Source organism: Paraniabella hibiscisoli (assembly GCF_022512515.1).
GTDB classification, from domain to species: domain Bacteria; phylum Bacteroidota; class Bacteroidia; order Chitinophagales; family Chitinophagaceae; genus Niabella; species Niabella hibiscisoli.
On sequence record NZ_JAKWBK010000001.1, the window covers coordinates 3,677,406 to 3,701,548 of the forward strand.

35 protein-coding genes and 2 pseudogenes are annotated in these 24,143 nt (G+C 41.9%); 12 read left to right on the forward strand and 25 right to left on the reverse strand.

Annotated features, from left to right (window positions below; all coding sequences use genetic code 11):
- Positions 1 to 442: 442 nt before the first annotated feature.
- A complete protein-coding gene (locus MKP07_RS22880) occupies positions 443 to 775 on the reverse strand; it encodes a substrate-binding domain-containing protein (RefSeq protein ID WP_240849384.1) in 333 nt (110 codons plus the stop codon).
- A gap of 46 nt (positions 776 to 821) precedes the next feature.
- Entirely contained in the window at positions 822 to 1,475 is a 654-nt protein-coding gene (locus MKP07_RS22885) for an SGNH/GDSL hydrolase family protein (RefSeq protein WP_240849386.1), read from the reverse strand.
- A 131-nt stretch (positions 1,476 to 1,606) separates the two neighbouring features.
- On the opposite strand from MKP07_RS22885, the gene MKP07_RS22890 reads away from it, so the two are divergent.
- From MKP07_RS22890 to MKP07_RS22905, 5 genes are all read left to right on the forward strand, one after another.
- Positions 1,607 to 1,924, forward strand: coding sequence for a ferritin family protein (locus MKP07_RS22890; protein WP_240849388.1), 318 nt, complete (start codon positions 1,607 to 1,609; stop codon positions 1,922 to 1,924).
- A gap of 105 nt (positions 1,925 to 2,029) precedes the next feature.
- Entirely contained in the window at positions 2,030 to 2,683 is a 654-nt protein-coding gene (locus MKP07_RS22895; protein ID WP_240849390.1) for a hypothetical protein, read from the forward strand.
- A complete protein-coding gene (locus MKP07_RS22900) occupies positions 2,680 to 3,318 on the forward strand; it encodes a C25 family cysteine peptidase (protein WP_240849392.1) in 639 nt (212 codons plus the stop codon). The genes MKP07_RS22895 and MKP07_RS22900 overlap by 4 nt, the downstream gene beginning before the upstream one ends.
- Before the next feature lie 10 nt (positions 3,319 to 3,328).
- The gene (locus tag MKP07_RS39320) at positions 3,329 to 3,457 is read left to right on the forward strand and encodes a hypothetical protein (RefSeq protein ID WP_262919431.1); all 129 of its coding nucleotides are present in this window, start codon (positions 3,329 to 3,331) and stop codon (positions 3,455 to 3,457) included.
- Positions 3,454 to 3,810, forward strand: coding sequence for a hypothetical protein (locus MKP07_RS22905; protein ID WP_240849394.1), 357 nt, complete (start codon positions 3,454 to 3,456; stop codon positions 3,808 to 3,810). The genes MKP07_RS39320 and MKP07_RS22905 overlap by 4 nt, the downstream gene beginning before the upstream one ends.
- Before the next feature lie 81 nt (positions 3,811 to 3,891).
- On the opposite strand, the gene MKP07_RS22910 is transcribed toward MKP07_RS22905, so the two are convergent.
- The 5 genes from MKP07_RS22910 to MKP07_RS22930 all read right to left on the reverse strand — a co-directional run bounded on the left by MKP07_RS22910 (position 3,892) and on the right by MKP07_RS22930 (position 6,585).
- Positions 3,892 to 4,281: a DUF6157 family protein gene (locus MKP07_RS22910; RefSeq protein ID WP_240849397.1), complete on the reverse strand. Its 390-nt coding sequence runs from the start codon at positions 4,279 to 4,281 to the stop codon at positions 3,892 to 3,894.
- 21 nt (positions 4,282 to 4,302) lie between these two features.
- A complete protein-coding gene (locus MKP07_RS22915) occupies positions 4,303 to 4,485 on the reverse strand; it encodes a GNAT family N-acetyltransferase (RefSeq protein ID WP_240849398.1) in 183 nt (60 codons plus the stop codon).
- Positions 4,463 to 4,750, reverse strand: a complete 288-nt coding sequence (locus MKP07_RS22920) for a hypothetical protein (RefSeq protein ID WP_240849400.1) — start codon at positions 4,748 to 4,750, stop codon at positions 4,463 to 4,465. Before MKP07_RS22920 ends, MKP07_RS22915 begins: the two co-directional genes overlap by 23 nt.
- A 96-nt stretch (positions 4,751 to 4,846) precedes the next feature.
- Positions 4,847 to 5,548: a LytR/AlgR family response regulator transcription factor gene (locus MKP07_RS22925; protein ID WP_240849401.1), complete on the reverse strand. Its 702-nt coding sequence runs from the start codon at positions 5,546 to 5,548 to the stop codon at positions 4,847 to 4,849.
- A complete protein-coding gene (locus MKP07_RS22930) occupies positions 5,545 to 6,585 on the reverse strand; it encodes a sensor histidine kinase (RefSeq protein ID WP_240849402.1) in 1,041 nt (346 codons plus the stop codon). The genes MKP07_RS22925 and MKP07_RS22930 overlap by 4 nt, the downstream gene beginning before the upstream one ends.
- A 180-nt stretch (positions 6,586 to 6,765) precedes the next feature.
- Here MKP07_RS22930 and MKP07_RS22935 point away from each other — a divergent pair, with 180 nt between their 5' ends.
- From MKP07_RS22935 to MKP07_RS22945, 3 genes are all read left to right on the forward strand, one after another.
- Positions 6,766 to 7,587, forward strand: a complete 822-nt coding sequence (locus MKP07_RS22935) for a DUF5694 domain-containing protein (protein WP_240849403.1) — start codon at positions 6,766 to 6,768, stop codon at positions 7,585 to 7,587.
- A gap of 96 nt (positions 7,588 to 7,683) precedes the next feature.
- Positions 7,684 to 8,448 carry a bestrophin family protein gene (locus MKP07_RS22940; RefSeq protein WP_240849404.1) on the forward strand — a complete coding sequence of 255 codons (765 nt, stop codon included), beginning with the start codon at positions 7,684 to 7,686 and terminating at the stop codon, positions 8,446 to 8,448.
- Complete coding sequence (locus MKP07_RS22945; protein WP_240849405.1) at positions 8,424 to 8,690, forward strand: bestrophin family protein; 267 nt, start codon at positions 8,424 to 8,426, stop codon at positions 8,688 to 8,690. The genes MKP07_RS22940 and MKP07_RS22945 overlap by 25 nt, the downstream gene beginning before the upstream one ends.
- 188 nt (positions 8,691 to 8,878) lie before the next feature.
- Here the strand turns inward: MKP07_RS22945 and MKP07_RS22950 are convergent, their stop codons facing one another.
- From MKP07_RS22950 to MKP07_RS39340, 9 genes are all read right to left on the reverse strand, one after another.
- Positions 8,879 to 9,313 (reverse strand): sensor histidine kinase, encoded by a 435-nt coding sequence (locus MKP07_RS22950; protein WP_240849406.1) that lies wholly within the window; start codon positions 9,311 to 9,313, stop codon positions 8,879 to 8,881.
- A complete protein-coding gene (locus MKP07_RS22955; RefSeq protein ID WP_240849407.1) occupies positions 9,262 to 10,221 on the reverse strand; it encodes a histidine kinase dimerization/phospho-acceptor domain-containing protein in 960 nt (319 codons plus the stop codon). The genes MKP07_RS22950 and MKP07_RS22955 overlap by 52 nt, the downstream gene beginning before the upstream one ends.
- Before the next feature lie 273 nt (positions 10,222 to 10,494).
- The gene (locus MKP07_RS22960) at positions 10,495 to 11,685 is read right to left on the reverse strand and encodes a PIG-L family deacetylase (RefSeq protein WP_240849408.1); all 1,191 of its coding nucleotides are present in this window, start codon (positions 11,683 to 11,685) and stop codon (positions 10,495 to 10,497) included.
- Positions 11,625 to 11,825 carry a hypothetical protein gene (locus MKP07_RS22965; RefSeq protein WP_240849409.1) on the reverse strand — a complete coding sequence of 67 codons (201 nt, stop codon included), beginning with the start codon at positions 11,823 to 11,825 and terminating at the stop codon, positions 11,625 to 11,627. Before MKP07_RS22965 ends, MKP07_RS22960 begins: the two co-directional genes overlap by 61 nt.
- 124 nt (positions 11,826 to 11,949) lie before the next feature.
- The gene (locus MKP07_RS22970; protein WP_240849410.1) at positions 11,950 to 12,375 is read right to left on the reverse strand and encodes a 6-phosphogluconolactonase; all 426 of its coding nucleotides are present in this window, start codon (positions 12,373 to 12,375) and stop codon (positions 11,950 to 11,952) included.
- Positions 12,372 to 12,686, reverse strand: coding sequence for a family 20 glycosylhydrolase (locus MKP07_RS39325; protein ID WP_317235878.1), 315 nt, complete (start codon positions 12,684 to 12,686; stop codon positions 12,372 to 12,374). Before MKP07_RS39325 ends, MKP07_RS22970 begins: the two co-directional genes overlap by 4 nt.
- Positions 12,687 to 12,786: 100 nt before the next feature.
- Positions 12,787 to 13,182: a family 20 glycosylhydrolase gene (locus MKP07_RS39330; RefSeq protein ID WP_262919433.1), complete on the reverse strand. Its 396-nt coding sequence runs from the start codon at positions 13,180 to 13,182 to the stop codon at positions 12,787 to 12,789.
- Entirely contained in the window at positions 13,182 to 13,784 is a 603-nt protein-coding gene (locus tag MKP07_RS39335; RefSeq protein WP_317235879.1) for a family 20 glycosylhydrolase, read from the reverse strand. Before MKP07_RS39335 ends, MKP07_RS39330 begins: the two co-directional genes overlap by 1 nt.
- Before the next feature lie 2 nt (positions 13,785 to 13,786).
- Positions 13,787 to 14,077 carry a glycoside hydrolase family 20 zincin-like fold domain-containing protein gene (locus tag MKP07_RS39340; RefSeq protein WP_262919434.1) on the reverse strand — a complete coding sequence of 97 codons (291 nt, stop codon included), beginning with the start codon at positions 14,075 to 14,077 and terminating at the stop codon, positions 13,787 to 13,789.
- Positions 14,078 to 14,170: 93 nt separating this feature from the next.
- Here MKP07_RS39340 and MKP07_RS22980 point away from each other — a divergent pair, with 93 nt between their 5' ends.
- The gene (locus MKP07_RS22980; RefSeq protein ID WP_240849411.1) at positions 14,171 to 14,659 is read left to right on the forward strand and encodes a nuclear transport factor 2 family protein; all 489 of its coding nucleotides are present in this window, start codon (positions 14,171 to 14,173) and stop codon (positions 14,657 to 14,659) included.
- Between the two features lie 94 nt (positions 14,660 to 14,753).
- Here the strand turns inward: MKP07_RS22980 and MKP07_RS22985 are convergent, their stop codons facing one another.
- The 3 genes and pseudogenes from MKP07_RS22985 to MKP07_RS23000 all read right to left on the reverse strand — a co-directional run bounded on the left by MKP07_RS22985 (position 14,754) and on the right by MKP07_RS23000 (position 15,994).
- Positions 14,754 to 15,023, reverse strand: a complete 270-nt coding sequence (locus MKP07_RS22985; protein ID WP_240849412.1) for a hypothetical protein — start codon at positions 15,021 to 15,023, stop codon at positions 14,754 to 14,756.
- Between the two features lie 24 nt (positions 15,024 to 15,047).
- Positions 15,048 to 15,457: pseudogene (locus MKP07_RS22995) on the reverse strand (class I SAM-dependent methyltransferase); the annotation flags it as partial.
- 66 nt (positions 15,458 to 15,523) lie between these two features.
- Positions 15,524 to 15,994, reverse strand: a complete 471-nt coding sequence (locus MKP07_RS23000) for an NADPH-dependent FMN reductase (RefSeq protein ID WP_240849414.1) — start codon at positions 15,992 to 15,994, stop codon at positions 15,524 to 15,526.
- 265 nt (positions 15,995 to 16,259) lie between these two features.
- On the opposite strand from MKP07_RS23000, the gene MKP07_RS23005 reads away from it, so the two are divergent.
- The 3 genes and pseudogenes from MKP07_RS23005 to MKP07_RS23010 all read left to right on the forward strand — a co-directional run.
- Positions 16,260 to 17,288, forward strand: coding sequence for an isoaspartyl peptidase/L-asparaginase family protein (locus MKP07_RS23005; RefSeq protein ID WP_240849415.1), 1,029 nt, complete (start codon positions 16,260 to 16,262; stop codon positions 17,286 to 17,288).
- Between the two features lie 201 nt (positions 17,289 to 17,489).
- Positions 17,490 to 17,573: a copper homeostasis protein CutC gene (locus tag MKP07_RS39345; RefSeq protein WP_317236080.1), complete on the forward strand. Its 84-nt coding sequence runs from the start codon at positions 17,490 to 17,492 to the stop codon at positions 17,571 to 17,573.
- A 46-nt stretch (positions 17,574 to 17,619) separates the two neighbouring features.
- Positions 17,620 to 18,147: pseudogene (locus MKP07_RS23010) on the forward strand (copper homeostasis protein CutC); the annotation flags it as partial.
- 21 nt (positions 18,148 to 18,168) lie between these two features.
- Here MKP07_RS23010 and MKP07_RS23015 read toward each other — a convergent pair.
- From MKP07_RS23015 to MKP07_RS23040, 6 genes are all read right to left on the reverse strand, one after another.
- The gene (locus tag MKP07_RS23015) at positions 18,169 to 19,113 is read right to left on the reverse strand and encodes a hypothetical protein (protein WP_240849416.1); all 945 of its coding nucleotides are present in this window, start codon (positions 19,111 to 19,113) and stop codon (positions 18,169 to 18,171) included.
- A 2-nt stretch (positions 19,114 to 19,115) separates the two neighbouring features.
- Complete coding sequence (locus MKP07_RS23020) at positions 19,116 to 19,964, reverse strand: hypothetical protein (protein ID WP_240849417.1); 849 nt, start codon at positions 19,962 to 19,964, stop codon at positions 19,116 to 19,118.
- Positions 19,965 to 19,975: 11 nt separating this feature from the next.
- A complete protein-coding gene (locus MKP07_RS23025; RefSeq protein WP_240849418.1) occupies positions 19,976 to 20,482 on the reverse strand; it encodes a hypothetical protein in 507 nt (168 codons plus the stop codon).
- Between the two features lie 335 nt (positions 20,483 to 20,817).
- Positions 20,818 to 21,678: a DUF4249 domain-containing protein gene (locus MKP07_RS23030; RefSeq protein WP_240849419.1), complete on the reverse strand. Its 861-nt coding sequence runs from the start codon at positions 21,676 to 21,678 to the stop codon at positions 20,818 to 20,820.
- Positions 21,678 to 22,259, reverse strand: coding sequence for a hypothetical protein (locus MKP07_RS23035; RefSeq protein WP_240849420.1), 582 nt, complete (start codon positions 22,257 to 22,259; stop codon positions 21,678 to 21,680). Before MKP07_RS23035 ends, MKP07_RS23030 begins: the two co-directional genes overlap by 1 nt.
- 149 nt (positions 22,260 to 22,408) lie before the next feature.
- Positions 22,409 to 23,956: a TonB-dependent receptor gene (locus MKP07_RS23040; RefSeq protein WP_240849421.1), complete on the reverse strand. Its 1,548-nt coding sequence runs from the start codon at positions 23,954 to 23,956 to the stop codon at positions 22,409 to 22,411.
- Positions 23,957 to 24,143: the final 187 nt, after the last annotated feature.

The window sequence follows — 24,143 nt, forward strand, 5'->3', positions numbered from 1 at the left end:
GAATTTTAGATGTAGCAGCATAATCGTAAATTTTTGACTTGGACGATCGCTTTTAACAGATCATCAAAATTGAATACAGATTCCGGAATCATCCGGGAAATAACTCTCGCGGGAAATTTTCTTTTTCCTCTTTAACTGGTTGGCGAAAAGAAAAGCCGGTCCGGATGCCAGCAACAAACTACATTAACCTATTTTTATGGCATGCTTGAGTTTATTATTATAGTATTGGTGATAGTGGCCATGGCTGGCTTTTCGATGAATAAGAAGAAATGATTGATAGTGAAGGTAATTACCTCTCTAAGTCCCAAACCTAATCATCGTTCTTTTATTGATGTCAAGAGTATTGAACCATTCGAAGGCTAAGTAAATTGAAATTGCCCTGATCCTTGTATTGAAATATTTATCTTCTACTCAAAGAGTGGTTTTACTTTTTCAGATCCTGTCATAATATTTCTCCACGAACAGATGATGTTCTTTGAATTAACTGCGTCTTCAAAATAGTGGAAGCGGGAATGGTGAAGGCGGGGTTTCCGATTTTATTAACCAGCAGATGAATACAAGATTCTGCCATTTTCCCGATAGGCTGCCCCAATGTAGTAAGGGGCGGATCAATGACATCGGAGCGGGAGTCGTTACTAAAGCCTACTACACCTAAATCGCGGCCGATTGTTATGCCTCTTTTACGGGCTTCCAGTATTAAGTGAATGGCTGCAGGATCATTTACGGCAAAAACAGCATCGGGTCTTTCTTTTGATCCAGCAATTGCCGCGCACATTTTTGGGCGCCTTCATTACTTAAATCATGTAAAGCAAACAGTAGCTTTAGCGCGTTTGACTTTGTAAAGAATCTGTTATAAGCTTAACCCAGTCTGCATACATTTTCTCCGATGGATGCAAACCATCGTTGGCAATCAGCGATCTGTCTTCAGCTGCTTTTCTGGATGAGGTTGTTATATCAATATAGATAGCTCCGAGAGCTAAAGTGACATCTTTATTAATGGCATTGAAAGCGTCTATCTCAGTAGCAATGGTTGTAATCGACCGACCACTGTTTTTTCCAAAAGGTGTTACTCCCCAATCTGGTATGGAAAGCACATATACTTTTTCCTTGTTGCCATTTGCAAATGTTATGGCTTGTTGTAACAGGGAGGTGAACTCTACGCGATATTGACCGGGTGAGTAACCCCTGTATTGATTATTAACCCCGATCAGTAAAGTAACCAAATCAAAACTTTTATTAATATTTTCTTTGCTAATGGCTGTCTGAAGTTCATCCGTTGTCCAACCGGTGCGCGCAATTATTTTTGGAACGGAGGTGACCTTGTTATTTGCCTGGTGCTTTACAGTAAGCTGGTAAGGAAACGATGCGGCCTGGCTAACACCTTCTCCAATGGTATACGAGTCTCCTAAAGCCAGGTAATTAAATTGGATTTTGCCTTTTTGAGTATCTGACTGCTGCGTTTTTGTGCAACTCAACAGAAACAGGGTATGCAAAAGAATAAAGGTTCTCATATGGATACATACGAAAGCCGGCCAGGATTGGATTGCAAATTGCTATTGGCTTAATAATTGTCTGATGTTTTTATTAATCATCAAAATCGAAAACTATGGGATTTGATCAGTATCACGAACCGCCTGAAGAATTATCGCAACCGGTAAGAACATTCGCAAGGATGATCCAGTCGTTAATAGAAGAAGCCGAAGCTATTGATTGGTACGAACAGCGGATTCATGTAGAGAAAGACAGGGAAGCAAAAAAGATCATGAAGCAGGCGCAGAAAGAAGAGTTTATACATTTTGCAATGGACCTGGAGTTTCTGCTGCGTAAAAAAGAAGACTGGAGAATCGTTATGAAAAACGTACTGTTTAAGCCTGGTGATATTGTTGAGAACGGGGAGAAAGCAGAAGATAAATTAGAAGAGTAGCCGCCTTTACCTGAGTTGTAGTTGGCTCACTAAAACAGGTGACCGGGAATTTCCCCGTGCTTTCAGATGGTATTTTTGGTTTTTAATAATTCAAAAAATACCGATATGGCCACCAGGAAAAATGCTCCCCAAAAAGCAGCGGCACCCAAAAAATCAAAGTCGCCTGCAAAGAAAACATCAGCAAGTACAAAAGCAACAAGAGCCACCAGAAAGCTGCCCGAGTTGGTAGCAGGAGATGCACTGTCTGCTGTTAAAAATGGTGTTATTACCAGTAACAAGTTTACCGCAGCTACTGTTTTAAAAGACAATACACTGATCAACATGCAGGCGATAGGCAGGCATTATAAGCTGAACAATGCTTATAAGAATGTACGTAACCTGAAGTTAAATGATCCGCTATATAAGAAGTTCGATTCGTATGCAGAACATCGCTTAAAGTTTAAAGATTATTACCAGTTTTTACCGCTAATTGAGGAGATGCCCCGTCCTTCGTTCAACTCCAACGAGGCTTATCTCAACTCTTATAGCTTGTTTCGCTTTTTGAAAGGGCGTGTATTAATAATGGTTCATAAAGATGTTTACGCAGCTACCCGCATTAATGTAGAGCGCTTTGTGCTCGATCTGGCCAGAGACGGCTACTGGGCAACGGTTCATGTGGTAAGGGGAGGAGGACCTTCTTATATCAAAAACTATATCAAAGGAAAAAGCCGGGTAGGCGTTATTATGGTAGGTGCGGTTGCCCCGCATGGTTTGAAATGACCGATGATTTTGATGGCGCTGATACCGAATTTCCCTGCGATTTATATTACACTACACTCAATGGTAACTGGGCAGACGCTGATAGCGATGGGAAGTTTAATGCCGTTTCGGGCGATATGACTCCCGAAATATGGCTGGGCCGCATATGGACGCCTACGCAAAGTGGTAACGACGCTGCGCTGATCAATGATTATTTCGAAAGGAATCATCGGTTCAGAATTGGTCAGCTGGGGCATTCCCGTTCCGCACTTGCCTATGTTGAAGACGATTGGGTAGATTTTGATGATTGCGAGATGGACCAGATGGTACCTGCTTCTTTTATTACCAAATTCACTAACCCTGATACAACAGATGCAGATCTGTATAAAACAGAAGTAAATAAGTTGCGTTCTTTTGTACAGTTATGCTCTCATTCATCACCTCATGTACATTCATTCAGGATACCGTCTACCAATTCTAAAGAATGGATCTATAATAGTTATTTCAGGGATGAAAGAGCAACTAATGCGCATTTCTATAACCTGTTTTGTTGCAGCAGCGCCGTTTTACTGAAAGCGAATATATCGGAGGCTGGTATATATTTGACAAAGCCGGGGAGAAGTCTCCAATGGCCTTACTGCCATAGGCAGCACTAAAACAGGGTCCATGTTATTTTTTGCAGACTTTTATAAGCCGCTTGGCGATGGTAAATGTATTGGTGATGCCATGGTGAGCTGGTGGCAAGCCCGCGGTAACGGCATGAACTATGGCAGCGTCAATGGTTTTATGGTATGAGCATATTGGGCGACCCAACGCTTACCTGGTCAAAAGGCGCTGTGCCTGTACTCAATACACCTGCGGAGGGTAAAGTTTTCAATAATTATCCACGTAAAACAGATTTTAGCTGGGGCGCTGTTGGAATACCGGGGGCCACCTACAGTATAGAAATAGATGCTTTTGGTGCGGTAAAATCAGGTGAATGGGCTGCTCAATCTTTTAAGACTTTTGCTGTTTACCACGATATTCATGGTACCAGCTTTACGCATAATTTTGTTGGCGCCCAGCCAGGCAGATGGCGGGTAAGAGCTAAGATAGGCGACAGGTATTGCTCCTGGAGTCCCTGGAGATACTTTAGGTATACCATCTAATGAACTATAGCAACATAACTTAGTTACACTATAATCGATCGGGTAAAAGGCCTTGTTACTTTTTAGAAGTACGCATGGCCTTCACTTTTTTATCGCTTCATCTTTTAATAACTGCTTATAGTGATCGGTTTCTGCGCCATAAAGAGCGATCCTCCCATTTTCATCTGCATGCACACCAAAACCATAACGCTTGGTTAAAGGTGAGGCCCGAAAACAAGGTTGCCCTTTGGAAAAAAATAATTCCCGGGCAGATTTGTATTCTGCCTTAGTAAGATCATTTCGCTGCGCATATACCTGGAAAAGCACATCATCCGAACTGTATTTATACGGATGTTTAGCCAATAATTCGTATTGAAGCCGTGCTATCGTTTTAGAATCATCTTTTAATGCAGGTATTTCAGCTGTCTCCACCGGGCAGTCCTCCGCTATTTCTATCAGAGTGTTAAAGTAATTAGTAGTATGCTGTTTCATGAGATGTGCTTAAAAGTACGGCTAAGTTAGTCTCATTTCGGTTAAGATAGGTTTAAAGCCTACTTTTTCATATGCCTTAATGGCGCTGTCATTTTCACTGTAAACCTGTAGACGAATTTCCTGTAAACCCTTACTATTAGCCCATTGCTTCAAAGCATCGATGACCTGGCTGTTTACGCCTTTACCACGAAATGCCGGATCCACATACATAAATCCTAAAAAACATAGGAGGTGTACGTGTTGTAGTTTTTCCCTCTAAAACCCGGGCGGAGCCGCTTCCAACCAGCTTCTCGTCTTCTTCCGCCACTACGATGGCGCAATCATCACGTGTAAGCATTTCCTTAATATCGTAATAATGAAAATGTTCCGTTTTCATAGTAGCATCAAAAGGACGTTCTGCTTCAATAATGCCTAGCTCAAATTGTAACAGGATATCAAGGTCTTCTAAACGGGCGTTTCTTATCTGCATCTGATTAAAAATTGATCAGAGATGAAGGTATAAAAAGATGATGTAATAAAGCTGGTATTTAACACTTAGCGTTTTAATCAACCCATACATCTTTTGTTAAGCTGACGGGGAGAACCAGTCAGACACTATTTTTCGATAGGTCTCACCAATAGGTAACCAATTCGAATTTGTTAGTTGTATGCGGTTGCTCTCGATCAGTTTTATTTGTTGGGTGGAAATAATATAAGACCGGTGAATGCGTAGAAATTGTTGAGATGGTAGCCGGCCCAGTATATCTTTCATATTTTCCCAAACCAGAATAGCTTTTTCGTTGGTGTGAATGCGTATATAGTCTTTAAGTGCTTCAATGTATAGTAGGCTATCAAAAGCGATATGGTGATATTGCCGGTCTGCCCGCACAATAAGATACCCGCTTTCAGCGGCGCGGGTAAAATTCAGTCGCCATTGTATAAACTTTTCAATGCTTTGTTTGAAGCGGTTGAACACAATAGGTTTTAAAAGGAAATCGACTACCTGGAATTCAAAAGCGTTCAAAGCATACTCCAGGTAAGCAGAGGTGATGATAAAATGATGCCGGTGGTTGAAGTGCCGCATAAATTCCATTCCGCTCAGTTCCGGCATCTGGATATCAATAAATACCAGGTCCACGGGCTGGCTTTGGAGCACTTGCATCGCCTGGTAAACCTGGGTGCCTGCATATACAACTTCCAGTTCCGATAGTTGCCGGGCATAGTCAGCTACAAGCTTTACTGCAAGGGGTTCATCATCCAGTATCAGGCATTTTACCGCAGAGCTCATAATAGCTTAATTTGAAGACGAACAATAAACTGCTGGCCTTGCTGTTGGATGTTTAATTGATGTTGATTTGGATAATAAATTTCTAATCGCTTTTTTACATTGTCGATACCAATGCCACTTGTGCTATCTTTTTGCGCATGATTTATGGTATTGATAATAGAGAAGCTTAAGGATCCTTGTTCGGTTTTCAGATGAATGGTGATCGGTGTTTCAGGCGATATTTGTCCGTGTTTTAGCGCGTTTTCTACAAAGGGAGACAAGATGTAAGGTGGAATGGACAGCGTCGGGTCTTCTGTTTGTAACTCCCACTGTACAAAATCTGTTACTTCGTGCCTTAAGGATTCCAGCTCAATTAAAGATTCGATATAGCTGATTTCATCTGACAAGGGGATCCGGTCTTTCTGCGATTGATAAGTAGTAAACCGCATAATATTGCTTAATTGCGCTACTGCCGGTAAAGCACCTTCTGATTTGAAATAAACCATGGAGTAAATATTATTCAACGTGTTGAAAATAAAATGGGGGTTAATCTGGGCTTTCAGAAATTTAATTTCTGTTACCTTCTGCTCTTCTGCAATAAAACGGTTGTAATCGGCCAAACGGATATTACGGATAATGAGCCAGAAAAAAGTGCTTAACACGACTGGCTGACTTCCAAAATAAAGATTGTCGTAAGCATAATGTATGGGAGATACATCAACAGGGTAGTTGCTGGAATTAAAGAGCCAGCTCATGATTATCTCTTCTACCAGGTACCTGAAGAAAATAAAGAACAGGTAAGTTGTTAAAAGACCGGCTATTACTTTTAGTATATTGATCTTATTAAATACACGAGGTAGTACTACCAGGTAATTAAAATAAAAAGTAGCGACCAGCACTATGATCCAGGTTAACTGGAACATGCTCAGCAATATGCCTTTGCCCGGGCTAACCAACGAAAAATAAGCAACTACCAGCCACAGAATAATGTGTAGTAGTGTTTCTTTTTGAATAGATAATGAACTTTTGTATTGCATAACTGTACTGATCTGGGTCATAAACCTGTTAGAATATTGCCATTGTAAAATTACTATTCAGCCGATTCCAGTGCGAACGGGTTTGCAGAAAAATCAGCCGGGTTTGCAGAAATAATTTTTACAGCAGGCTGCTTCCATGAAATTTTGCGATACCTGCGGTATAGTCCCGTAGGTCGAGTCACCTTTTAAAATAATATTTATATGAAAACTATTTACATTACGATAATTGCCATGTTATTAAACGGGATGTCCCGGGCGCAATTAAAGCCGCTGGTGCCCACTACCAAATTCGACACCGCGATTGCTGTATTGAATATGGGTAGCTTTCACATGGGTTTTACTACCGATGCAAATAAGACAGAATTTGATGAGCATGATGCGAATAATGTGAAGCAGGTACACGATATAGCCAGGAAGATTGCAGCATTCAAACCAACGGTTATACTTGTAGAAACGACGCCCGGTTTTAACGAAAAGCTACAAGCCGAATACCAGCAATACCTTCAAACACCTGGTATGAAATTTAAGAATCCTTCTGAAATAGAACTACTGGCTTATGAAATTGGAAGGTTAAGTAAAACCAGACACATTTATGGAGTAGATTATAAAGAAGGCTATGACTACATGATCGGGAATAAGGTAGCCAATAGTCCCGATGCTAAAACGGCCAGGGCTTATATGCAGATGGTGAATAAATATGAAGCAATGTACCCCGAAGAAAAAATGACTGTATTGGAAAATCTTAAGATTTGTAATCATCCCCAGTATCTCGATATGCTGATGAATGTTAATGCAGATATGCTTACACATATATCATCACCCGGAAAATGGGAGGGGGCAGAAGAAGCAGCTAAGTTTTACCATCGCAACCTGGTGATGTACTCCAATATTAATCAAATCCCACTTACTAAAAATGACCGGGTATTTATTCTGATGGGCGCTACGCACACAGCTTTCTTTAATATGTGGTTCCAACGCAGCCCCAAGTATAAGTTGGTCAATGTTTTTGACTATCTTAAATAATACGCATAAGAAAGCTCCCGATTTATAACCGTATTCTTGATTCCTTGGTGCGAAGGCTCTATTTTTGATGCCTGTAAAAAAAATAATAAAGCTAATATGCACGCAGGCAGAAGATTTACTCCTATCGAATTTATGAAATGGACCAGCAGGGACACTTACTGGATGTTATTCCTTGCCACAGTTCCAACATTGTTATATTACCTGGGTTTAAAATTTCTAACATTGCCCTGGCAGCCCACTGCTATTGTTGGTACTGCCGTGGCCTTTATTGTTGGGTTTAAGAATAATGCCAGCTATAACCGCTTATGGGAAGCCCGCCAGATCTATGGTGGTATTATCAACGATAGCAGGAGCTTTGCCTACACGCTTCGTGATGCCCTGGGCGGTAAGCAGTCATTGGTGGTCAGGCGCATGTTCTACCGTCATTTTGCCTGGCTTACAGCTTTGCGTTTCCAACTAAGGGAGCCCAGGATATGGGAGAATATGAGTGAGAAGCGAAATACAAATTTCAGATCCTCACATTACGATATACCTGAAACACTTACAAAAGTTGATGTAGAGCTGGCCCGCTATCTGGCGCAGGAAGAACTTACCTATGTTCTTTCTAAAAAGAATCGGGCAACTCAATTAACAGCTATCCAATCAGAAGAACTGGCCGTTTTGAAAAACAACGGTACTATCAATGATTTTCAATGGACGCAGCTACAACAGGGATTGATGAAGTTTACGGATAACCAAGGTAAAGCAGAACGCATTAAGAACTTTCCTTATCCACGTAATTTTTCATCTATTGCTACTTACCTGCTTTTTATCTTTATTATTTTGGTGCCCTTGCATTGCTGCGGGAGTTTGACAAACTAGGTGATGGTACGTTTTTAGAAGGGCATTCTATCTGGCTTAATATACCTTTTTCTGCAGCCATTACATGGGCGTTTCACACATTGGATACAGTAGGCGAAAGTTCGGTTAACCCTTTTGAGGGAAGTGCTAATGATGTGCCCATTACCCAAATAAGCCGCACCATTGAAATTGATATGCGCGATATGCTGGATGAGGTTAATCTGCCAGCAGCTATTGTGCCGAAAAATAATATTGTGTTGTAGTGGATGAAAATGGATTACGGTTAATAGATTACAGTTGACAGATCTTCGTAGGGATGGCCGAATAGAAATGTCTATCATAAACAAGAGATGGTGAAGATCTGCAGTAATCTACGCCACTGCTGCGGGACTGGCTACTGCTACCGGTATCGTTAAAGTGAAGATGCAGCCTGCGCCGGGTTCACATTGCATTAAAATTTCTCCACCGTTTTTTCGGCAAACTCCCGGCTGATCTTTAGTCCCATGCCCGTGCCTTTTTCGTTAGATGTACCTCTTTGCGAGGTTACAGCTGCCTCATTGAAGAGTTTGTCTATTGCCTCTTTTTTCATGCCAATGCCTTTGTCTATTACAGAGAAATAGATAAAAGGATCTTTGTTCTCCACAACCAGGTCGATCTCGCTTCCCGCATAGCTGAATTTGATAGCGTTCGAAATCAGATTTCGCATAACCAGCTTAATATGATCCGGGTCTGCATATATCATGGTGCCTGCATCAAAATTCGTATTGATATTGATATTTTTATTGGCCAGGTTATATTGCAATAACCCGATGGTATCTGCTATTAACGGTTCAATCAGTATTTTTGTGGCTGCAGTTCCATTCCCGTCATTTGCCTGTTGCTCCATTTAAGTAAGTTGTCCAGGCTGTCCTGTAGCTGATTCAACTGTGATGATAGTTCGTGCGAAAGCTCGGTAAAAGTCTCTCTTGATAATGCTTTTTCATTAAGCAGATCTAACGAGCCCTTTAACCCGGCTATAGGACTTCGTACGTCATGTGCCAGAATAGAAAACAGTTTTTCCTTAGTACTATTTAGCACAGCCAGCTTTCGATTGCTGATCTCCAATTCTTGTGTTTGCTCGGTCAATCTTGTTTGCTGCTGCTGTAGTTGATCATTTCTTTCCTCAATATTGGCCAGGTACATCCGGTTTATTTTCCCCGAATACCTGAAGAAAACAAAGTAAAACATTACCAGCAATAGCAGATTGATAAAGTAGATATTGCCTGGCGCCGGTGTATAAAATTCTCCGGCCCGTTTTATCAGGAAGAGAAATACAATGCAGTTGATAACCGACAAAGCCCGCAGGAACCAGGTTCTTTTCATAATAGTGACGATAACTGCGGTTATAAGCAATAGGTAGAATTCCATACCGTCATGATACAATAAGCTGGTAATAGTAAAAACACTACTTAAAGCAATGCTGATTACCCACTGACCTAAATAGTAGTGGTGTTTATAATTGGTAATTAAAAGGGTCGCCGTAGATATCATGGTTACTACATTAAGTATACCCAATGTAGTACGGCCATTGAGAAAATGAATAATAACAAATGTGGTTGAAATGATAAGGCCCAGAATCGCCATCACGTTTAGAATGCGTACCCGCCTCGTTTCCTCGAACGTAAGTTCTGTTGTGAGTCCTGTATTGATAAAGTTATTAAGCCGCTGCCTTGTATGGATGTATTTTTTAAATACTGCTGTTTGCGCATTGTTTGGTTCGAGATTTAGAGGAGAAGAAGGACAGCTTCGGGCCAATTTAAATTGTTCCTGAGCTTCTTTCGAAAACTAAAAATATTCATTTTCGACAGTGTGGCAAATTTTTAATCAGATTATAGTTGTCGAACAATTGTTTGAAAGATAATTGTCCACCAGTTTGTATCTCTTAACTGTTTAGAATGCTATGGTTATAAAGTCGTTAAATAAAAAAATGCCGCAGATAGCTGCGACATTTTCTGATTGATTATTTGTCTTTAAAAAACAGTTTTTAGTACATCCATCTAACAAAAGCCTCCATGGCGGCATAGTGTGTTAAGCCCAGGTCAGCATAGATCTTAGCGGTAGCAGCATTTCTTTCTTCCGCTCTTTGCCAGAACTCCCGGTCATCACTACCCTGGAAGGGAACACTATCCTTTTGGGACTGGTGGATAAAAATGCCAAAACGTTTTTAAGCACCTGTGCCGGGCTCATAGGGATGGCCATTTCGATATCCTCGATGTCCCATTCCTGCCATGCGCCTTTGTACAACCATAGCCAGCAATCATTGATCCATGCATCACCATCGGCTTTGATGCGTTGTAATGCCTTTAATACGGCATTAAAGCAAACCAGGTGGGTGCCATGAGGATCGGCAAAATCTCCGGCACAAAATATTTGTTGCGGTTGTACTTCCCGCAATAATTGTATGGTCAGTTCCACATCTTCTTCACCCAGGGGCTTCTTTTCAATAGTACCGGTTTCATAAAAAGGCAGATTCTGAAAATGTACGTTATTGGGGTCTATCCCTACATAGTTACAGGTAGCTTTAGCTTCCCCGCGACGAATGAGCCCTTTTAAGGAACGGATGGTGGGAGAATCTACTTCCCCTGGCTTTTTACCCTTGATATAGGCCCTGGCTTCGGTTAACACCTGGCCCGGTTTATCGGAGTTGATGTCGGCGATTTCGTTAAAACCTACCGCAAAATCTAAAAAGCGGGTTACAAACTCATCGGTAACGGCAATATTGCCGGAAGTTTGATAAGCTACATGCACTTCATGTCCCTGGTCATGCAGGCGCTGAAAAGTACCTCCCATGCTGATAATATCATCATCGGGGTGGGGAGAGAAGATGATGCATTTTTTGGGATAAGGTTCTGATCTTTCCGGATGTGCGGGAATCACTGCATTGGGCTTGCCTCCGGGCCAGCCTGTAATGCTATCGCGCAGCATATAATACACTTCGAGGTTGATCTCGTAGGCATCGCCTTTTTCTACTAAAAGATCACTGAGGCCATTATCATTATAATCCTCGTTGGTGAGGCTCAGCACGGTTTTACCCAGCTGCAAAGCCATATTCACCACTGCTTTTTTAATATTCTTTGGGGTCCACTCACAATCGCCGGTGAGCCAGGGCGACTTAATACGGGTAAGACCAGAAGCTGCTGCTTCGTCCAGAACAAAACTCACATTATCGTGGTTTTGCAGGAAGGAGGCCGGAACGATCTCAGAATCTTCATCTTCCACTGCTTTTTAACCGCCTGGGCCTTGGCCGGTCCCCAGGCCATCAAAATGATCTGCCTGGATCTCATGATGGTGCTGATGCCCATCGTAATGGCCATACGCGGCACTTCAGAAATATTGGCAAACTCGTAGGCATTGGCCAAACGGGTGCTGTTGGTAAGGTTTACCAGGCGGGTACGGGTGTAAATGCCCGATCCGGGTTCGTTAAAACCAATATGGCCGTTATTACCAATACCAGTATCTGCAGATCAATACCACCAGCTGCCTCTATTTTCTTTTCATAATCGGCGCAGGCCGTTTTGATGTCTTCTTTTTTATTTCACCATTGGGAATATGAATATTCTCCGGTTTGATATCCACCTGGTCGAAAAGGTGGTTATGCATAAAGCGGTTATAGCTTTGCGGCGCTTCTTTGCTGATGGGATAATACTCATCGAGGTTAAAGGAGATCACATTGCTGAAACTTAAGCCTTCTTCTTTGTGCATGCGTACCAGTTCTGCATACAATGTTTTAGGGCTTGATCCTGTAGCGAGCCCGAGTACACAGTTTTGTCCCTGTTGCTGTTTTTCACGTATCAGGTGGGCAATAGTTTGTGCAATTACCTTTGAACCGCTTTTTACATCAGCCTGGATATTGACACTGATCTTCTCTAAACTGTCGATATAATTGCCTGAAGTTTTTTGTTTACTCATTGCTTGGGTTTGTTTGATTGGAGTAGGCGTATTTGTTTAATGAATAATTTATTTATTTTTTCCGTAATAATTCGTTCCCCAAAGGTTGTACCGCTTTTTTGTACTTCCAGTCGGTTGCTAAATTTATCCCAGTTTTTCTGCTCCTGCGGCGTCCACAACACTTCACTTATCGCAGCCACACGCGGGAATATCATATATTCAACCTTGGATGGATTGCTGATATACTCTGTCCACAGGTTGGCTTGTCCGCCTTGTACATATTTTTTCTCTTCAGCTGAAAGGGCATCAGGAAAGATCTTCCAGCTATACACTTTCTCAATAGGCAGAAAACCTTTATTGTCACTAATCGTAACCGAATCTTCTTTTTCGCCTGCTGATAATCAATGTAAGCATAGGTGGTTGGCGTCATGATTACATTATGGCGCTCTTTGCAGCCTCAATGCCGCCTGCTTCACCCCGCCAGCTCATCACCCAGGCATTAGGGGCAAGGCCACCCTCCAGTATCTCGTCCCAGCCCAGCAAGGTTTTGCCCTTGGCGTTTAAATATTTTTCCATACGCTGTACAAAATAGCTTTGCAGGTAATGCTCTGCTTTATGCTTGTCATCGCCTTTAATATTAAGATTCCTGATCCTTTTTTGACAATTGGGGCAATTTTGCCAGTTGGTCTTCGGGGCTTCGTCACCGCCAATATGCACAATTTTAGATGGGAATAAAGGTAGTACTTCATTTAAAACATCCTGCAGGAAACTGAAAGTAGATTCTTTACCAGCACAAAAGATATCATCATATACGCCCCAGCTTTGCATCACTGTTTTGTTGGTGGTGTCACCGGCCCAGTTGGCGGGCTTGTTACCCGCTTTATTAAAAAGTAATAAGTCGGTTTCTCCGGAAAACAACTCAAGAATGGATAGGCGGCAATAGCAGCACTGCCATGTCCGGGCATTTCAATTTCAGGAACCACTGTTACAAATCTTTCTGCTGCATATTTCACTACTTCTTTTACCTGTTCCTGTGTGTAAAAACCTCCGTATTGCTGGTTGGTGTTACCAGTGCCGGGATATCTGCCGATAATAGTGCCATTACGGTAACCGCCGATTTGGGTTAATTTAGGATACTTTTTTATTTCAATACGCCATCCCTGGTCATCGGTTAAATGCCAGTGGAAATAGTTCATCTTATGCAAAGCTATATAGTCGATATATCGTTTTATAAAGTCCAGCGGGAATACATGTCTGCTTACATCCAGCATCAGGCCCCGATAGTGCACTGCGGGAGCGTCAGTGATGCTAACCGCAGGAATCTTCAGTAGGGTACTTTTTTCTACGGGCAATAGCTGTATCAGCGATTGTACGCCGTAAAAAGCGCCAGGTGCAGTAAGGCCGCTGATAATGGCCTTGGTATTATCCACATTTAAAGTGTAGCCATCTTTAGCACTATTGCGGCTTTAATAATAATGCCTGTTGTACCTTTGGGCTTTACCGGTAAGATGAAGCCGTAGCAATTTTTAAGATATTCGTTTAAAAAGTTTGCAGATTTTATTTCATCTTTGGTTTGAGCAATAATGGCTGTTTTAGGGGTAATGGTAAAAAAGCCTTCTTTTTCAGTAATACTGGTAGGTTGAGGTATGATATTCACTTTCTGAGCGATAACTGATGTACAGGCAGAAAGCAATAATAGTGTGACAGAAAATAATTTAAGCATAGCAAAGACTGTTTAAGAAGATGCCAAGATAAGTATTTTTGGAAGAGCTGATAACTGAAACCCAGTGCAAACGATTGCCTTTTAAAAAGTTTTATGACAAACAAGCAAATAGTAGAAAAATTTTACGAAGCCTTTAGCCGGAGGGATTTTGAAACAATGAATAGCTGTTATGCAGATGATATTGTTTTCAGCGACCCGGTGTTTGGTTTTTTACGGGGCGATGAAGTGAGGGCCATGTGGAAAATGCTTTGTACGAACGCGAAAGACTTTATGTTGACTTTTGATGAAATTACAGAGATTGACCAGGAATACTTAACCTGTAAATGGGTGGCTTCCTACACTTTTTCCGGAACAGGCAGGAAGATTGTTAATCGCGCAAAAGGTTTTATGAGAATAAATGAAGGCCAGATTGTAGAACACAGTGATGGTTTTCGGCTCAGCACCTGGCTGGCCCAGGCATTTGGTGTAACAGGCAAGTTATTTGGCTGGACGAATTTTATGAAAAGAAAAGTGCAGAACAGGGCCAGGAAGAATCTCGGAAACTTTATGGATGCGGAGGATAAACTGCTTGGGAATAGCTAGTGGGGAGAATAAAAGCAACAATATTTTGCCTATGTAAACTCTGAGCTTTTTTAGCGAGCTCTGCGTGAAACAAGAATCTACCGGCGGAGCTAATCTATTTTATCCCTCCAAATGCAGCAAAGCAGAGGTTTTTATGCAAGATCTCTGTTGTGTTAAATCCCACTTCTTTCATAATGCCTAATTGATAGGTTACTGAACGAGGCGAATCTTCTTTAGCTATATAATCGAGTACTTTCTGACGGTATTCTTTTCCGCCAAAGCTTTCGAGGTAGTCGCCGTATTTGCTCCAGATATAATCATCCAGTCGCTGGTCGTCCTGGGTTACCAGGTCGCTGATCATTAAGCAACCGCCGGGTTTTAGCAAGCTGTACAATTTAGCAAAAGTGGTTTTCCAATCCTCATCATCACGTAAGTGATGTAATACTGCTCCGGCTAATATAATATCATAGCCGTTTTGAGTAAGGGGAGTTCCCGTATATCTCCCTGGTGGGTCTCAACGCTTCCGGTTGTTTGTGCAGATACTCTTTCTAAGGCTTTGTCGAGCATCGGTTGGCTCAGGTCTACCAATGTGCAATGAAGCGCAGGCAGTTTAGAAAGCATTTTTAAAGTATAGTTGCCGGCACCGCAGCCAATATCCAATAAATGTGTGGCTCCGGGTGCTATATTTTTAGCGGCTTCTGTAATCAACTCCAGTGAAATGGTAGCGTCGATAGTAGACTGCTGACCGGTTTCCAGGTTGGCAAATCTTTCTACATCATTGTCAAAACGCTCGCGTATTTCTGCTATAGTTGATTTCATAAATGCTTTTTAAAAGATATGGAAAAGAGCTCCCGCATTTATCGGGAGCCTTTCTATACCAGGTAATTATTTTGAGGCTATCTTTTCTGCCAGCCAAAGATATTCTGATGCAAAATTGTGGATGCTTTTTTCAAAAGCCGGGTCGATCAAATCCCCGTTTTCATCAATTTTTTTATCTATCGTAGGTATTACCAATAATTGAGGACAAACTACTGTAAACAGTCCTGCTCCCAGTAAAATCAACTGTTGTGCAGCTCTCATACCTCCAAATCCGCCGTTTGAAGCGGTAACAACGCCTAGTGTTTTGTGCAGTTGTTTAGGAAAATGGTCCACCATGTTTTTTAAAGATGGTGAGTAGCTGCCATTATACTCGGGGGTAACGAAAATGAAAGCATCTGCTTTAAATATCCGCTCAAACAATGGTTTCCATGGCTCGGGCGTATTGTCAATAGAATTAAACACTTTTTCTACCCACGGTAACTGGTGTTCGCGGCAATCGATGATACCTACATGATGTTCTGTGTTTTTTGAAACCATTTCTGCACGGCATATGCGGCTCTTACCGTTAAGCTATGTTGCCGGGGACTACCGGATATTATTTCAATGTTCATTAAATCAAAGTTTAAAAAATAACAGCGAAGTAAAGCAATTGTTGGCATAACTGAGCCTGAAGATAAAGGTACCTGTTTTTGGAGCCTTGAACCTTCTGTATAAAAGCTTCAAATAATTTAAAAAGTTATTGGAAGGGGATCAGGCATTTTTAGGATCATTAATTCTTATTTTCGATATTCAAATTTGCTCTATGATGAATCGTAAGCGTTTTTTACAGCTAGGAGCCTTAACGGGCGTGGCTGCATCGGTATGGGGAAAGAAGACTTATGCTCAGCGGGTAACCAAGGTGAGCGGCCCGGTGGTAGTGTCTACCTGGGATGCTGGTTTGAGGGCTAATAAAGGCGCATGGGAGGTGTTGGGCAAGGGTGGCAATGCGCTTGATGCCGTGGAAAAGGGCGTGATGGTTACTGAAAACGAGATTAATTGTTGCGTGGGATTAGGAGCCAACCCCGACAGGGATGGTTTTGTAACGTTGGATGCCTGTATAATGGATCATCGTTTTAATTGCGGAAGTGTAGCTTTCCTTGAAAGAATCAAACATCCGGTTTCTGTAGCCAGGCGGGTGATGGAGAAAACACCTCATGTAATGCTGGTGGGAAGCGGTGCGCAGCAATTTGCGATAGCTGAAGGGTTTTCGTTAGAGTCGGCAGAGCTTTCTCCTGACGCAAAAAAGGCGTACCAGGAATGGTTAAAAAATGCTAAATATGAACCTCAGATCAATAGGGAGAACAAAGAAAACAAAGGGCATGGACCCTTTGCGCCTTCACAGATCAACGGCGAATGGAATCATGATACTATTGGAATGGTGGCATTAGATGGAAACGGCAATCTCGGCGGCAGTTGTACTACAAGCGGTATGGGTTTTAAAATGCGCGGACGCCTGGGTGATTCGCCTATTATTGGTGCGGGACTTTATGTGGATGGAGAAGTTGGGGCCTGCACGGCAACAGGTCAGGGCGAGGACGTAATACGGGTGGCCGGTTCACATAGTGTAGTAGAAATGATGCGCCAGGGCTATGGCCCCGAAATGGCCTGTCAAAAGGTTATTGAGCGCATCGTTAAAATAAAGGGTGCCGATGTACATAAAATACAGGTGGCTTTCCTTGCCATCAATAAGCATGGAGTGGTGGGCTCCTTTGCCATACATAAAGGTTTTAGCTATGCTTTGAAAACAAATACGGTGGAGAAGCTGGTGGATGCTAATAGCTGGTTTAAGTAGTAAGAGGTGAATAGTTAATGGTGAGTAGGGAATGGTTACAAAGTGCATATCTTAAATTAATAATAGATATAGCGAACTAGTGAGTAATCTATCGATAATGTATTGCATCAATTAAACAGGTATGAACCAGGTATATACTTTAGAAATAGCAACGTCGGATTTTGAATCTACCCGGAGTGCGGTAGCGGTGGTGCCGACCGGATTGAGCTTTGCGCTAATTTAGGGGAAGGTGGTACGACCCAATCGTACGGCGTAATTAAAAGTGCAGGGAACACTTTGATGTGAAGATCTACCCGATTATACGGGTAAGGGGTGGTGATTTTTTTACACAGAAGAGGAGTTTGATTGCATGTTAAATGATGCGCAGCAATGTAAAGAGCTGGGATGTGACGGGATCGTTATTGGCTTTTTAAAGAGGGATGGATCAATCGATTTAAGCAGAACCGAAAGATTGGTAAAGGCTGTATATCCATTGGGTGTTACTTTTCACCGCGCTTTCGATCGTTGTGCGGCGCCATTTGAAGCATTGGAGCAGTTGGTAAATGTTGGTTGTGAGCGGATATTGACCAGCGGTCAGCAGCTCACTGCTCCCGAAGGCGTGGGTTTAATAGCCGAACTGAACCTGTTAGCAAACGGGCGTATTATAATAATGCCCGGAAGTGGCGTACGTGCCACTAATCTTTCGGTTTTAGCGGCACAAACAAAATGTACGGAGTTTCATACTTCCCTACGTGAATTAAAGAAAAGTGACATGGACTTTTTCCCGCCGGCGTTTAAAAATAATAATGAAAATGATCATTATAGCATTGATAGAGAAGCGGTGATCACAATGAAAAAAGTATTGAATACACTCTTATAAATGAATTATGAGGTGCTTGCCTTATTTTACCTCAAAAGTATTTTCTCCATAATAGGGAACTCCTTCTTTTGATATGCCGTGTATCAGCACTTTATACTTTCCGGGCAAATCGGATGTGAAGCAATCAATCGTATTGGTCCGTCCTTTTTGAATGAGTATGGCAGGTTGCCACAACAGGGTGGTCCTGTAATCAGGGATACGAATATTACCTTTGTGTTGCGAATAATCAGGCGTATAGAAATCTCTTTGAATTTGAAGCCCTTCGTAATCGATAGCTACTGCATTGGGATCCAGCTCAAAGCCATCGAACTTTGAATTGTAGGTTTCAAAACTTGCAATGCCTGAAAAAGCAATCGACCCGAAAATATATCTTCTCGGCACCACCTCCAGCTTTTTAACTTTGTAAGGATTATAGGTGAAAATTTTATTATAATCAAAAAGAGGAACCCCATCCAATAGCACAAGAAAACCATCGCTGTATACGGTTTGGTATTTTTCATCATAAAAGCTCATGCGTAGCTGTCCACCTTTGGCTAATACATTGATAGGGGTTACATATTCCCGCAACACTTCTTCCATGGTTGAAAATCTTTTGTAGTCATCCAGGTGGTACCTGAATTCTGGCTTGCCATAAAAGGGAAGTGTATCGGTAATAGCAGGTGAGCGAAACTGGCTGAATTGCTGTTTATTGTAGATGTGAGTAGCCTGCATGGCAATGCTGCGCCTTAAAAGTTCAGTGCTATCCGATTCTTTCAAATATAAAGGCGCTTGTGTAAAAGAACCCCGTGTGAGGCTATCTGCAAAAGGACTCGTCACTTCAATGGTGTAATTCGGTTTGGTGTTAACACTTAGGGGAATAGGAGTGATGAATATATCTCCGGGACCGTAATATCCATTTACATTGAATCGCACGATACCGCTTGAATCGCTGGTGCCAAAGTATAAACCATAGGGTACAGAAGGCACACTCAACAAGCAAGGCGCGCGGCTACAGGTGCTTTACTCCAGTTGTCTTTAACCCGGGCGCTGATAATATGGCCATCAAATTCTGTAACAGGAGCGGAAAGTGGCGCCGGCAAATTTTTGAATTGTCGCCATCCACGAGTAAGCATCAGGTTGTCGATATAATTATATTGATTTGCAGCTGGTGTAAAGTAAAACTCAGGATTTTCAATTGTACCATTTAAGTGACGCGTCAGTGAAAGGTAAATCCACATAGGCTCCTGGCTATCGTTACCGGTCTCTTTAAAAACAGAAAGGGACGCATCTACCATACCTGCTATTTCAGATCCACTAACTGACAGTGTCGTTGTTTCGCGGCCTGCGTATATGGGTTTGTTTGAGGTGATGTTAAGGCTCTTTTTCTCCGGAATGAAAGGGGTGAAAATCAATCGCTCACACAAAGGCTGAAGGTTTTCATTAAATAGGGTAAAATAAGTGATACCCTTGCTGAGCACCGATTTTTCAACATTAATTGTATTTGCTGATGCTTCAGGTTGTATCGTTTTTACTATCTTATTAGCTTGCCCATCGTGCGCAACTAAATAGAGTTTTTCCTGTGTTTGAGCAGTTGAATATATAGTAACGCTGTAGGTATCGTTATTTTCCTTAATGCTTAAAGTACGGCCTGAAGACAGCACATTAGGTAAGCTAATGTTGGCAGAAGTCTTGCCCGGTATGGAAGCAATGGCGGTGTATTTTTTGCCGGCTTGCGGTGTAAAGTTAAATTGCCCCAGGCCAAATTTCTGAGTGCCGAAGCGGGCCACGGTATCTTTGCCATCCTGTAATATAAATCCCCGGGCTTCAACACCTTTCATGGTTACGGGATCTAAGGTTTGTACTCCGATTTTAGAATCAGTATTTTGAAGTAGTACACCTCCCTCAGGAAAAACTGTAACAGTACCCCAGGTTGTTCGGGAGTACGTTGTAGCGGGTCGTTCAGCGTATTGGTAATTATAATTCTCTTTTTGAAGAATGATCGGGAACCAGCCTCCTTCATATCTGTGGTATAGGATGCCAATGTGTACAGTCCGGTAGCCAGATCAGTGGGTAAGTAAAAATTTCCGCTGGCGCCCTCATCTTTCAAAGATGTTTTACTTTGGAGAACGGCAATACCCTTATCATTCAATAGTTCAGTATAAATAATATGATTGTAATTGTGCGATGAGTCTGGCGCATCTTTAATAAGATAGGGACGAAACCACAGTATTTCTCCCGCTATGTAATCGTTTTTATCTGTATGCACAAAAACCTTTTCACTGGTCAATACTTTTGATAAAGCTGCTTGCTGAGCATGCGTTTGTATAAAGCACAGACTGCTCAGAAACAAGCTCATGGAAATCATACTATTTTTTATACTTAACTGCATTTTATTAAGTTAGTTAGGCCAATATGACGGTCTTTGTGTATTGCCTCCTCTATACCTGCAGTCTACACAGGCAGGCATTGAACCTAAGTAGTCAATAATGTTTGGGTTGCTTTCCCTCGCCTGGGTACCGATAGGGATCAGCGCATTAGAACCAAAATAGTATTCCACACTGTCAGGTGGAACTAACTGGGGAAGCGGGCATTGATTAAAATACCCCCAGTTTGCAGGCCGCCTGATAAATACTCTTTTCCTCTGTACCGTTGTTGCCGAAATATATCCAATAACGATCTCATCCGGATTGGTTACACATTGAATATTACCGCGTATTTCAGAAGGCAATGGGTCGAAAACGGTGCCAATCGACTCTGTATTTTTTTCATCAGGTCGAAAAACTCATATGCTTTTTTGTCCATGCTATATTGGCGCAACATCATACTGTATAATACGGAGAGTTTTTCATCTCCATTAGGTATTAACAGAAGAGGTTTTTCGTGAATAACATCAGCAGTTAGTTTAGCTGAACTGGCAAACAGCAGGTTGTTAGATATGCCATACCGCCAACAGCGGGTAATCTGCTCATCAGGAAATATCCTGTCCCTGATGGGAGGTGGAGGACTTACATTTTTATCGTAAATAATAACGGATGAATACAGGCTATTAATCTCCCAGGCTTCATCAAAGTCCCAACGATAATATATAGTATTGTTAGCGGGATCATGTGTGTTTACATAAACGTTAATCCCCTTGTCGGTACTGTTAAAACCAACACTGTCTATAGGTGGGGTAATTTTTACTTTAACAAAATCGGAAAGATATTCTTTACCCTCACCTGTTCTTATTCTCAACCGGTATTCTATATTCTGGGAGAGTCCAAGTCCGATGTGGCTGTAAACGCCCGGGGATGTCATAGCCAATGTTTGAATAGAGTTATCATTTCCCTCAACTGTTACCAATGCGCCCTGTTCCAAAGGTTTTCGGCCTGCCGATTCAATCGGGTAGGTTCTGGAAATATTAATATTGGTTGCTTCGTTACCCGCGTTCAATACACCTTCCACTACCAGGTATCCTCTGTCGGTAGCTTCATATTGCGGAAAATAGCGATCCTTACAGCCGATTACCATAAAAACCAGTATTGTCAGTACATATAATAATTGTTTACTCATCAGAAACGAATATTATAGTTAATAAAGGGTATGGCGCTACCAAATATGGATAATTGATAGCCGCTTACCTGGCCTTGTTCCGAGACAAAATATACGGAGTAAGGATTTCTTCTTCCCAGTAAATTATACACGCCAATAGTCCACGAATTATGTGTCTTTTGGTGCACTTTATGATTTCCTTCGATGTTCATTGAAAAATCGGTTCGATAGTAGTCTGGTATGCGGTATTGGTTCCGGTCTGAGTACAATACCCTTTCCGATCCGCCATAGTAAAAACGACCGATGGGGTAGGTAATAGGGCGGCCCGTACTGTAAGTGCTGTTTATTGATAAGCTGAAGCGATGATTGACTTTAAAATTACCGGCAAAAATAAAATCATGAGGTTTGTCGTAGTTAGCGGGATAAAAATTGCCATCATTGATCAGGTTGCCCAGCGTTTCATCTGTAGCTTTTAAAAGAATACGGGAATAGGTATAACCAATCCAGCCGTTTAATTTTCCGACAGGTTTTTTGATCAGCACTTCCAGGCCATAGGCTTTTCCTTTGGTGTTAATAACATCGGTCTCTATATTGTCATTCATTAAGAGTAAAGCCCCGGGTTTATAATCCAGGTAGTTTTTGATGTTACGATGGTAGACTTCAACCGAGGTTTCAATAGTGTTGGAACGAAAATTTTTGTAAAAACCAATGGAGGCCTGGTCGCCTATCTGGGGCCGAATATTAGGATCACTCAGCTTCCTATATCAGTAGGAGAAATGGCTGTTGTATTAGACAATAAATGAATGTATTGCCTTTGCGTATTGTAACTGGCTTTCACTGAAAAGTCAGGTGTAAATGCGTACCGCAGGGATACTCTTATTTCCGGACCATGATAATTATTGATGAATTTTCCTTTGGCGTAGCTTAGGGTGTTGGTTCTGGTATCGTCCGTTCTTGGTTGTCCTTGCAGGTAATAGCTAACATCCTGCGGTCCTATAAATGAATACAAAGAATAGCGAATGCCGGTAGAGATTGCCAGTTTGTTGGTAGGGTTGAATCGGTGCGTTAAATAAGCGGCATTTTCAAGTGCATACTCAGTGCTTACTGTATCTGGACGCACCAGAGATTGGCTACTACCGGGCTCATAGTTACCAGGGCTCAATTTATAATGAACTGTACTTAACCCGAAGTCAAAAGCATGTTGCTGACTTTGATAATAAACAAAGTTCAGCTTGCCATATAACTGCCTGATGTCGAAAAATAATTTAAAGGCATTCACCTCGTTGGCTTCGCTGCTAATCTGGTACTTATAATAATCATACCCGCCGATTAGCTCTCCTTGTAACCTTCGGGAAAGACTTCGCTTCCATTTTACCGATAGGTTCCTGTTATTGTACTGGTAGGCCGTGTCTTCGTTCAACGTAAAGCGGTCCCGGCTATAATAGCCATTGATGTAGATATTGTTGTTGGAATCTATATTATGACTCAACCCCAGATTAAAGTCCTGGAAAGAAGCCCGGCTTTTATCGAATTCTTCGGGCAGTAAATCAATCAACCAATTAGCATACGTCGATCTGCCTCCTAATATGAACGAAGTTTTATCTTTAATCAACGGGCCTTCCAGCTGTATACGACTGGTTATAGGTCCAATGCCGGCCGATCCCGAAAGCTTCCTTTTATTGCCCTCCCTGCTATTAATGTCTAGTACTGAAGATAGTCTTCCTCCATATTTTGCAGGCATGGAGCTTTTATACAGCTCTATATCTTTTACAATTTCAGGGTTAAACGAAGAGAACATCCCAAAAAAATGCGAGGGGTTGTAAATAGTTGACTCGTTAAATAATATGAGGTTTTGATCCGCTGAGCCGCCTCTTACATTAAATCCTGTACTCGCTTCTCCTACCGTTTTTACTCCGGGCAGGGTAGTAATGGCTCTTAGTATATCGGCTTCTCCAAAAAGAGAAGGTATTTGTTTTATTTCCGTAATACTTAACCTGGAAACGCCCATTTGCACATTTCTAACATTCCTGGTTCGGGTAGCAGAAACGATCACTTCTTTTAGTGTAGGCATTTGCTCCTGAACATCTATATTCATTGCTCCATCAGAGTAAACCTGAAGGCTCAACAGTGCTTCCCTGATGCCAAAACCGATAACGTTCAGGCTATGCTTTCCAGGTGCGATATTGATCGAATAATTTCCATAGGCATCGGATGTGACGGACTGCTCATTGTCGATTAATATGGAGATGTTGGGGAAAGGTTCACCGGTCCGCGCATTTCTTACGGTGCCATTAAGCAATACTACATCCGATGGCTTTGCATTCCGGTTACCAATTTCATATAATTTATTTTCTGCAGTAGGCGCTCTTTTTATAATATTGGTTAATCCCAGGTTATTATTGGCCGGTTGTTGACCAGGCTGTTGATTAACAAGAGCCTCTTTATATAAGCCTTTGGGCAGCCATAATTGAACTACTAAGTCTTTG

Bases quoted from the DNA above. Each gene is read 5' to 3' on its own strand.
- MKP07_RS22900 (WP_240849392.1), top strand. From the start codon at position 2,680: ATGACCGATGATTTTGATGGCGCTGATACCGAATTTCCCTGCGATTTA.
- MKP07_RS22935 (WP_240849403.1), top strand. From the start codon at position 6,766: ATGAAAACTATTTACATTACGATAATTGCCATGTTATTAAACGGGATG.
- MKP07_RS22910 (WP_240849397.1), bottom strand. From the start codon at position 4,281: ATGAAACAGCATACTACTAATTACTTTAACACTCTGATAGAAATAGCG.
- MKP07_RS39320 (WP_262919431.1), top strand. From the start codon at position 3,329: ATGTTATTTTTTGCAGACTTTTATAAGCCGCTTGGCGATGGTAAATGT.
- MKP07_RS22930 (WP_240849402.1), bottom strand. From the start codon at position 6,585: ATGACCCAGATCAGTACAGTTATGCAATACAAAAGTTCATTATCTATT.
- MKP07_RS22950 (WP_240849406.1), bottom strand. From the start codon at position 9,313: ATGGAGCAACAGGCAAATGACGGGAATGGAACTGCAGCCACAAAAATA.
- MKP07_RS22890 (WP_240849388.1), top strand. From the start codon at position 1,607: ATGGGATTTGATCAGTATCACGAACCGCCTGAAGAATTATCGCAACCG.
- MKP07_RS22895 (WP_240849390.1), top strand. From the start codon at position 2,030: ATGGCCACCAGGAAAAATGCTCCCCAAAAAGCAGCGGCACCCAAAAAA.
- MKP07_RS22980 (WP_240849411.1), top strand. From the start codon at position 14,171: ATGACAAACAAGCAAATAGTAGAAAAATTTTACGAAGCCTTTAGCCGG.
- MKP07_RS22940 (WP_240849404.1), top strand. From the start codon at position 7,684: ATGCACGCAGGCAGAAGATTTACTCCTATCGAATTTATGAAATGGACC.
- MKP07_RS22880 (WP_240849384.1), bottom strand. From the start codon at position 775: ATGTGCGCGGCAATTGCTGGATCAAAAGAAAGACCCGATGCTGTTTTT.
- MKP07_RS22925 (WP_240849401.1), bottom strand. From the start codon at position 5,548: ATGAGCTCTGCGGTAAAATGCCTGATACTGGATGATGAACCCCTTGCA.
- MKP07_RS23035 (WP_240849420.1), bottom strand. From the start codon at position 22,259: ATGAATGACAATATAGAGACCGATGTTATTAACACCAAAGGAAAAGCC.
- MKP07_RS23020 (WP_240849417.1), bottom strand. From the start codon at position 19,964: ATGAAAGGTGTTGAAGCCCGGGGATTTATATTACAGGATGGCAAAGAT.
- MKP07_RS22920 (WP_240849400.1), bottom strand. From the start codon at position 4,750: ATGCAGATAAGAAACGCCCGTTTAGAAGACCTTGATATCCTGTTACAA.
- MKP07_RS23005 (WP_240849415.1), top strand. From the start codon at position 16,260: ATGATGAATCGTAAGCGTTTTTTACAGCTAGGAGCCTTAACGGGCGTG.
- MKP07_RS22905 (WP_240849394.1), top strand. From the start codon at position 3,454: ATGAGCATATTGGGCGACCCAACGCTTACCTGGTCAAAAGGCGCTGTG.
- MKP07_RS22970 (WP_240849410.1), bottom strand. From the start codon at position 12,375: ATGAGTAAACAAAAAACTTCAGGCAATTATATCGACAGTTTAGAGAAG.
- MKP07_RS39330 (WP_262919433.1), bottom strand. From the start codon at position 13,182: ATGCAAAGCTGGGGCGTATATGATGATATCTTTTGTGCTGGTAAAGAA.
- MKP07_RS23000 (WP_240849414.1), bottom strand. From the start codon at position 15,994: ATGGTTTCAAAAAACACAGAACATCATGTAGGTATCATCGATTGCCGC.
- MKP07_RS23025 (WP_240849418.1), bottom strand. From the start codon at position 20,482: ATGAGCTTGTTTCTGAGCAGTCTGTGCTTTATACAAACGCATGCTCAG.
- MKP07_RS39340 (WP_262919434.1), bottom strand. From the start codon at position 14,077: ATGCTTAAATTATTTTCTGTCACACTATTATTGCTTTCTGCCTGTACA.
- MKP07_RS23030 (WP_240849419.1), bottom strand. From the start codon at position 21,678: ATGAGTAAACAATTATTATATGTACTGACAATACTGGTTTTTATGGTA.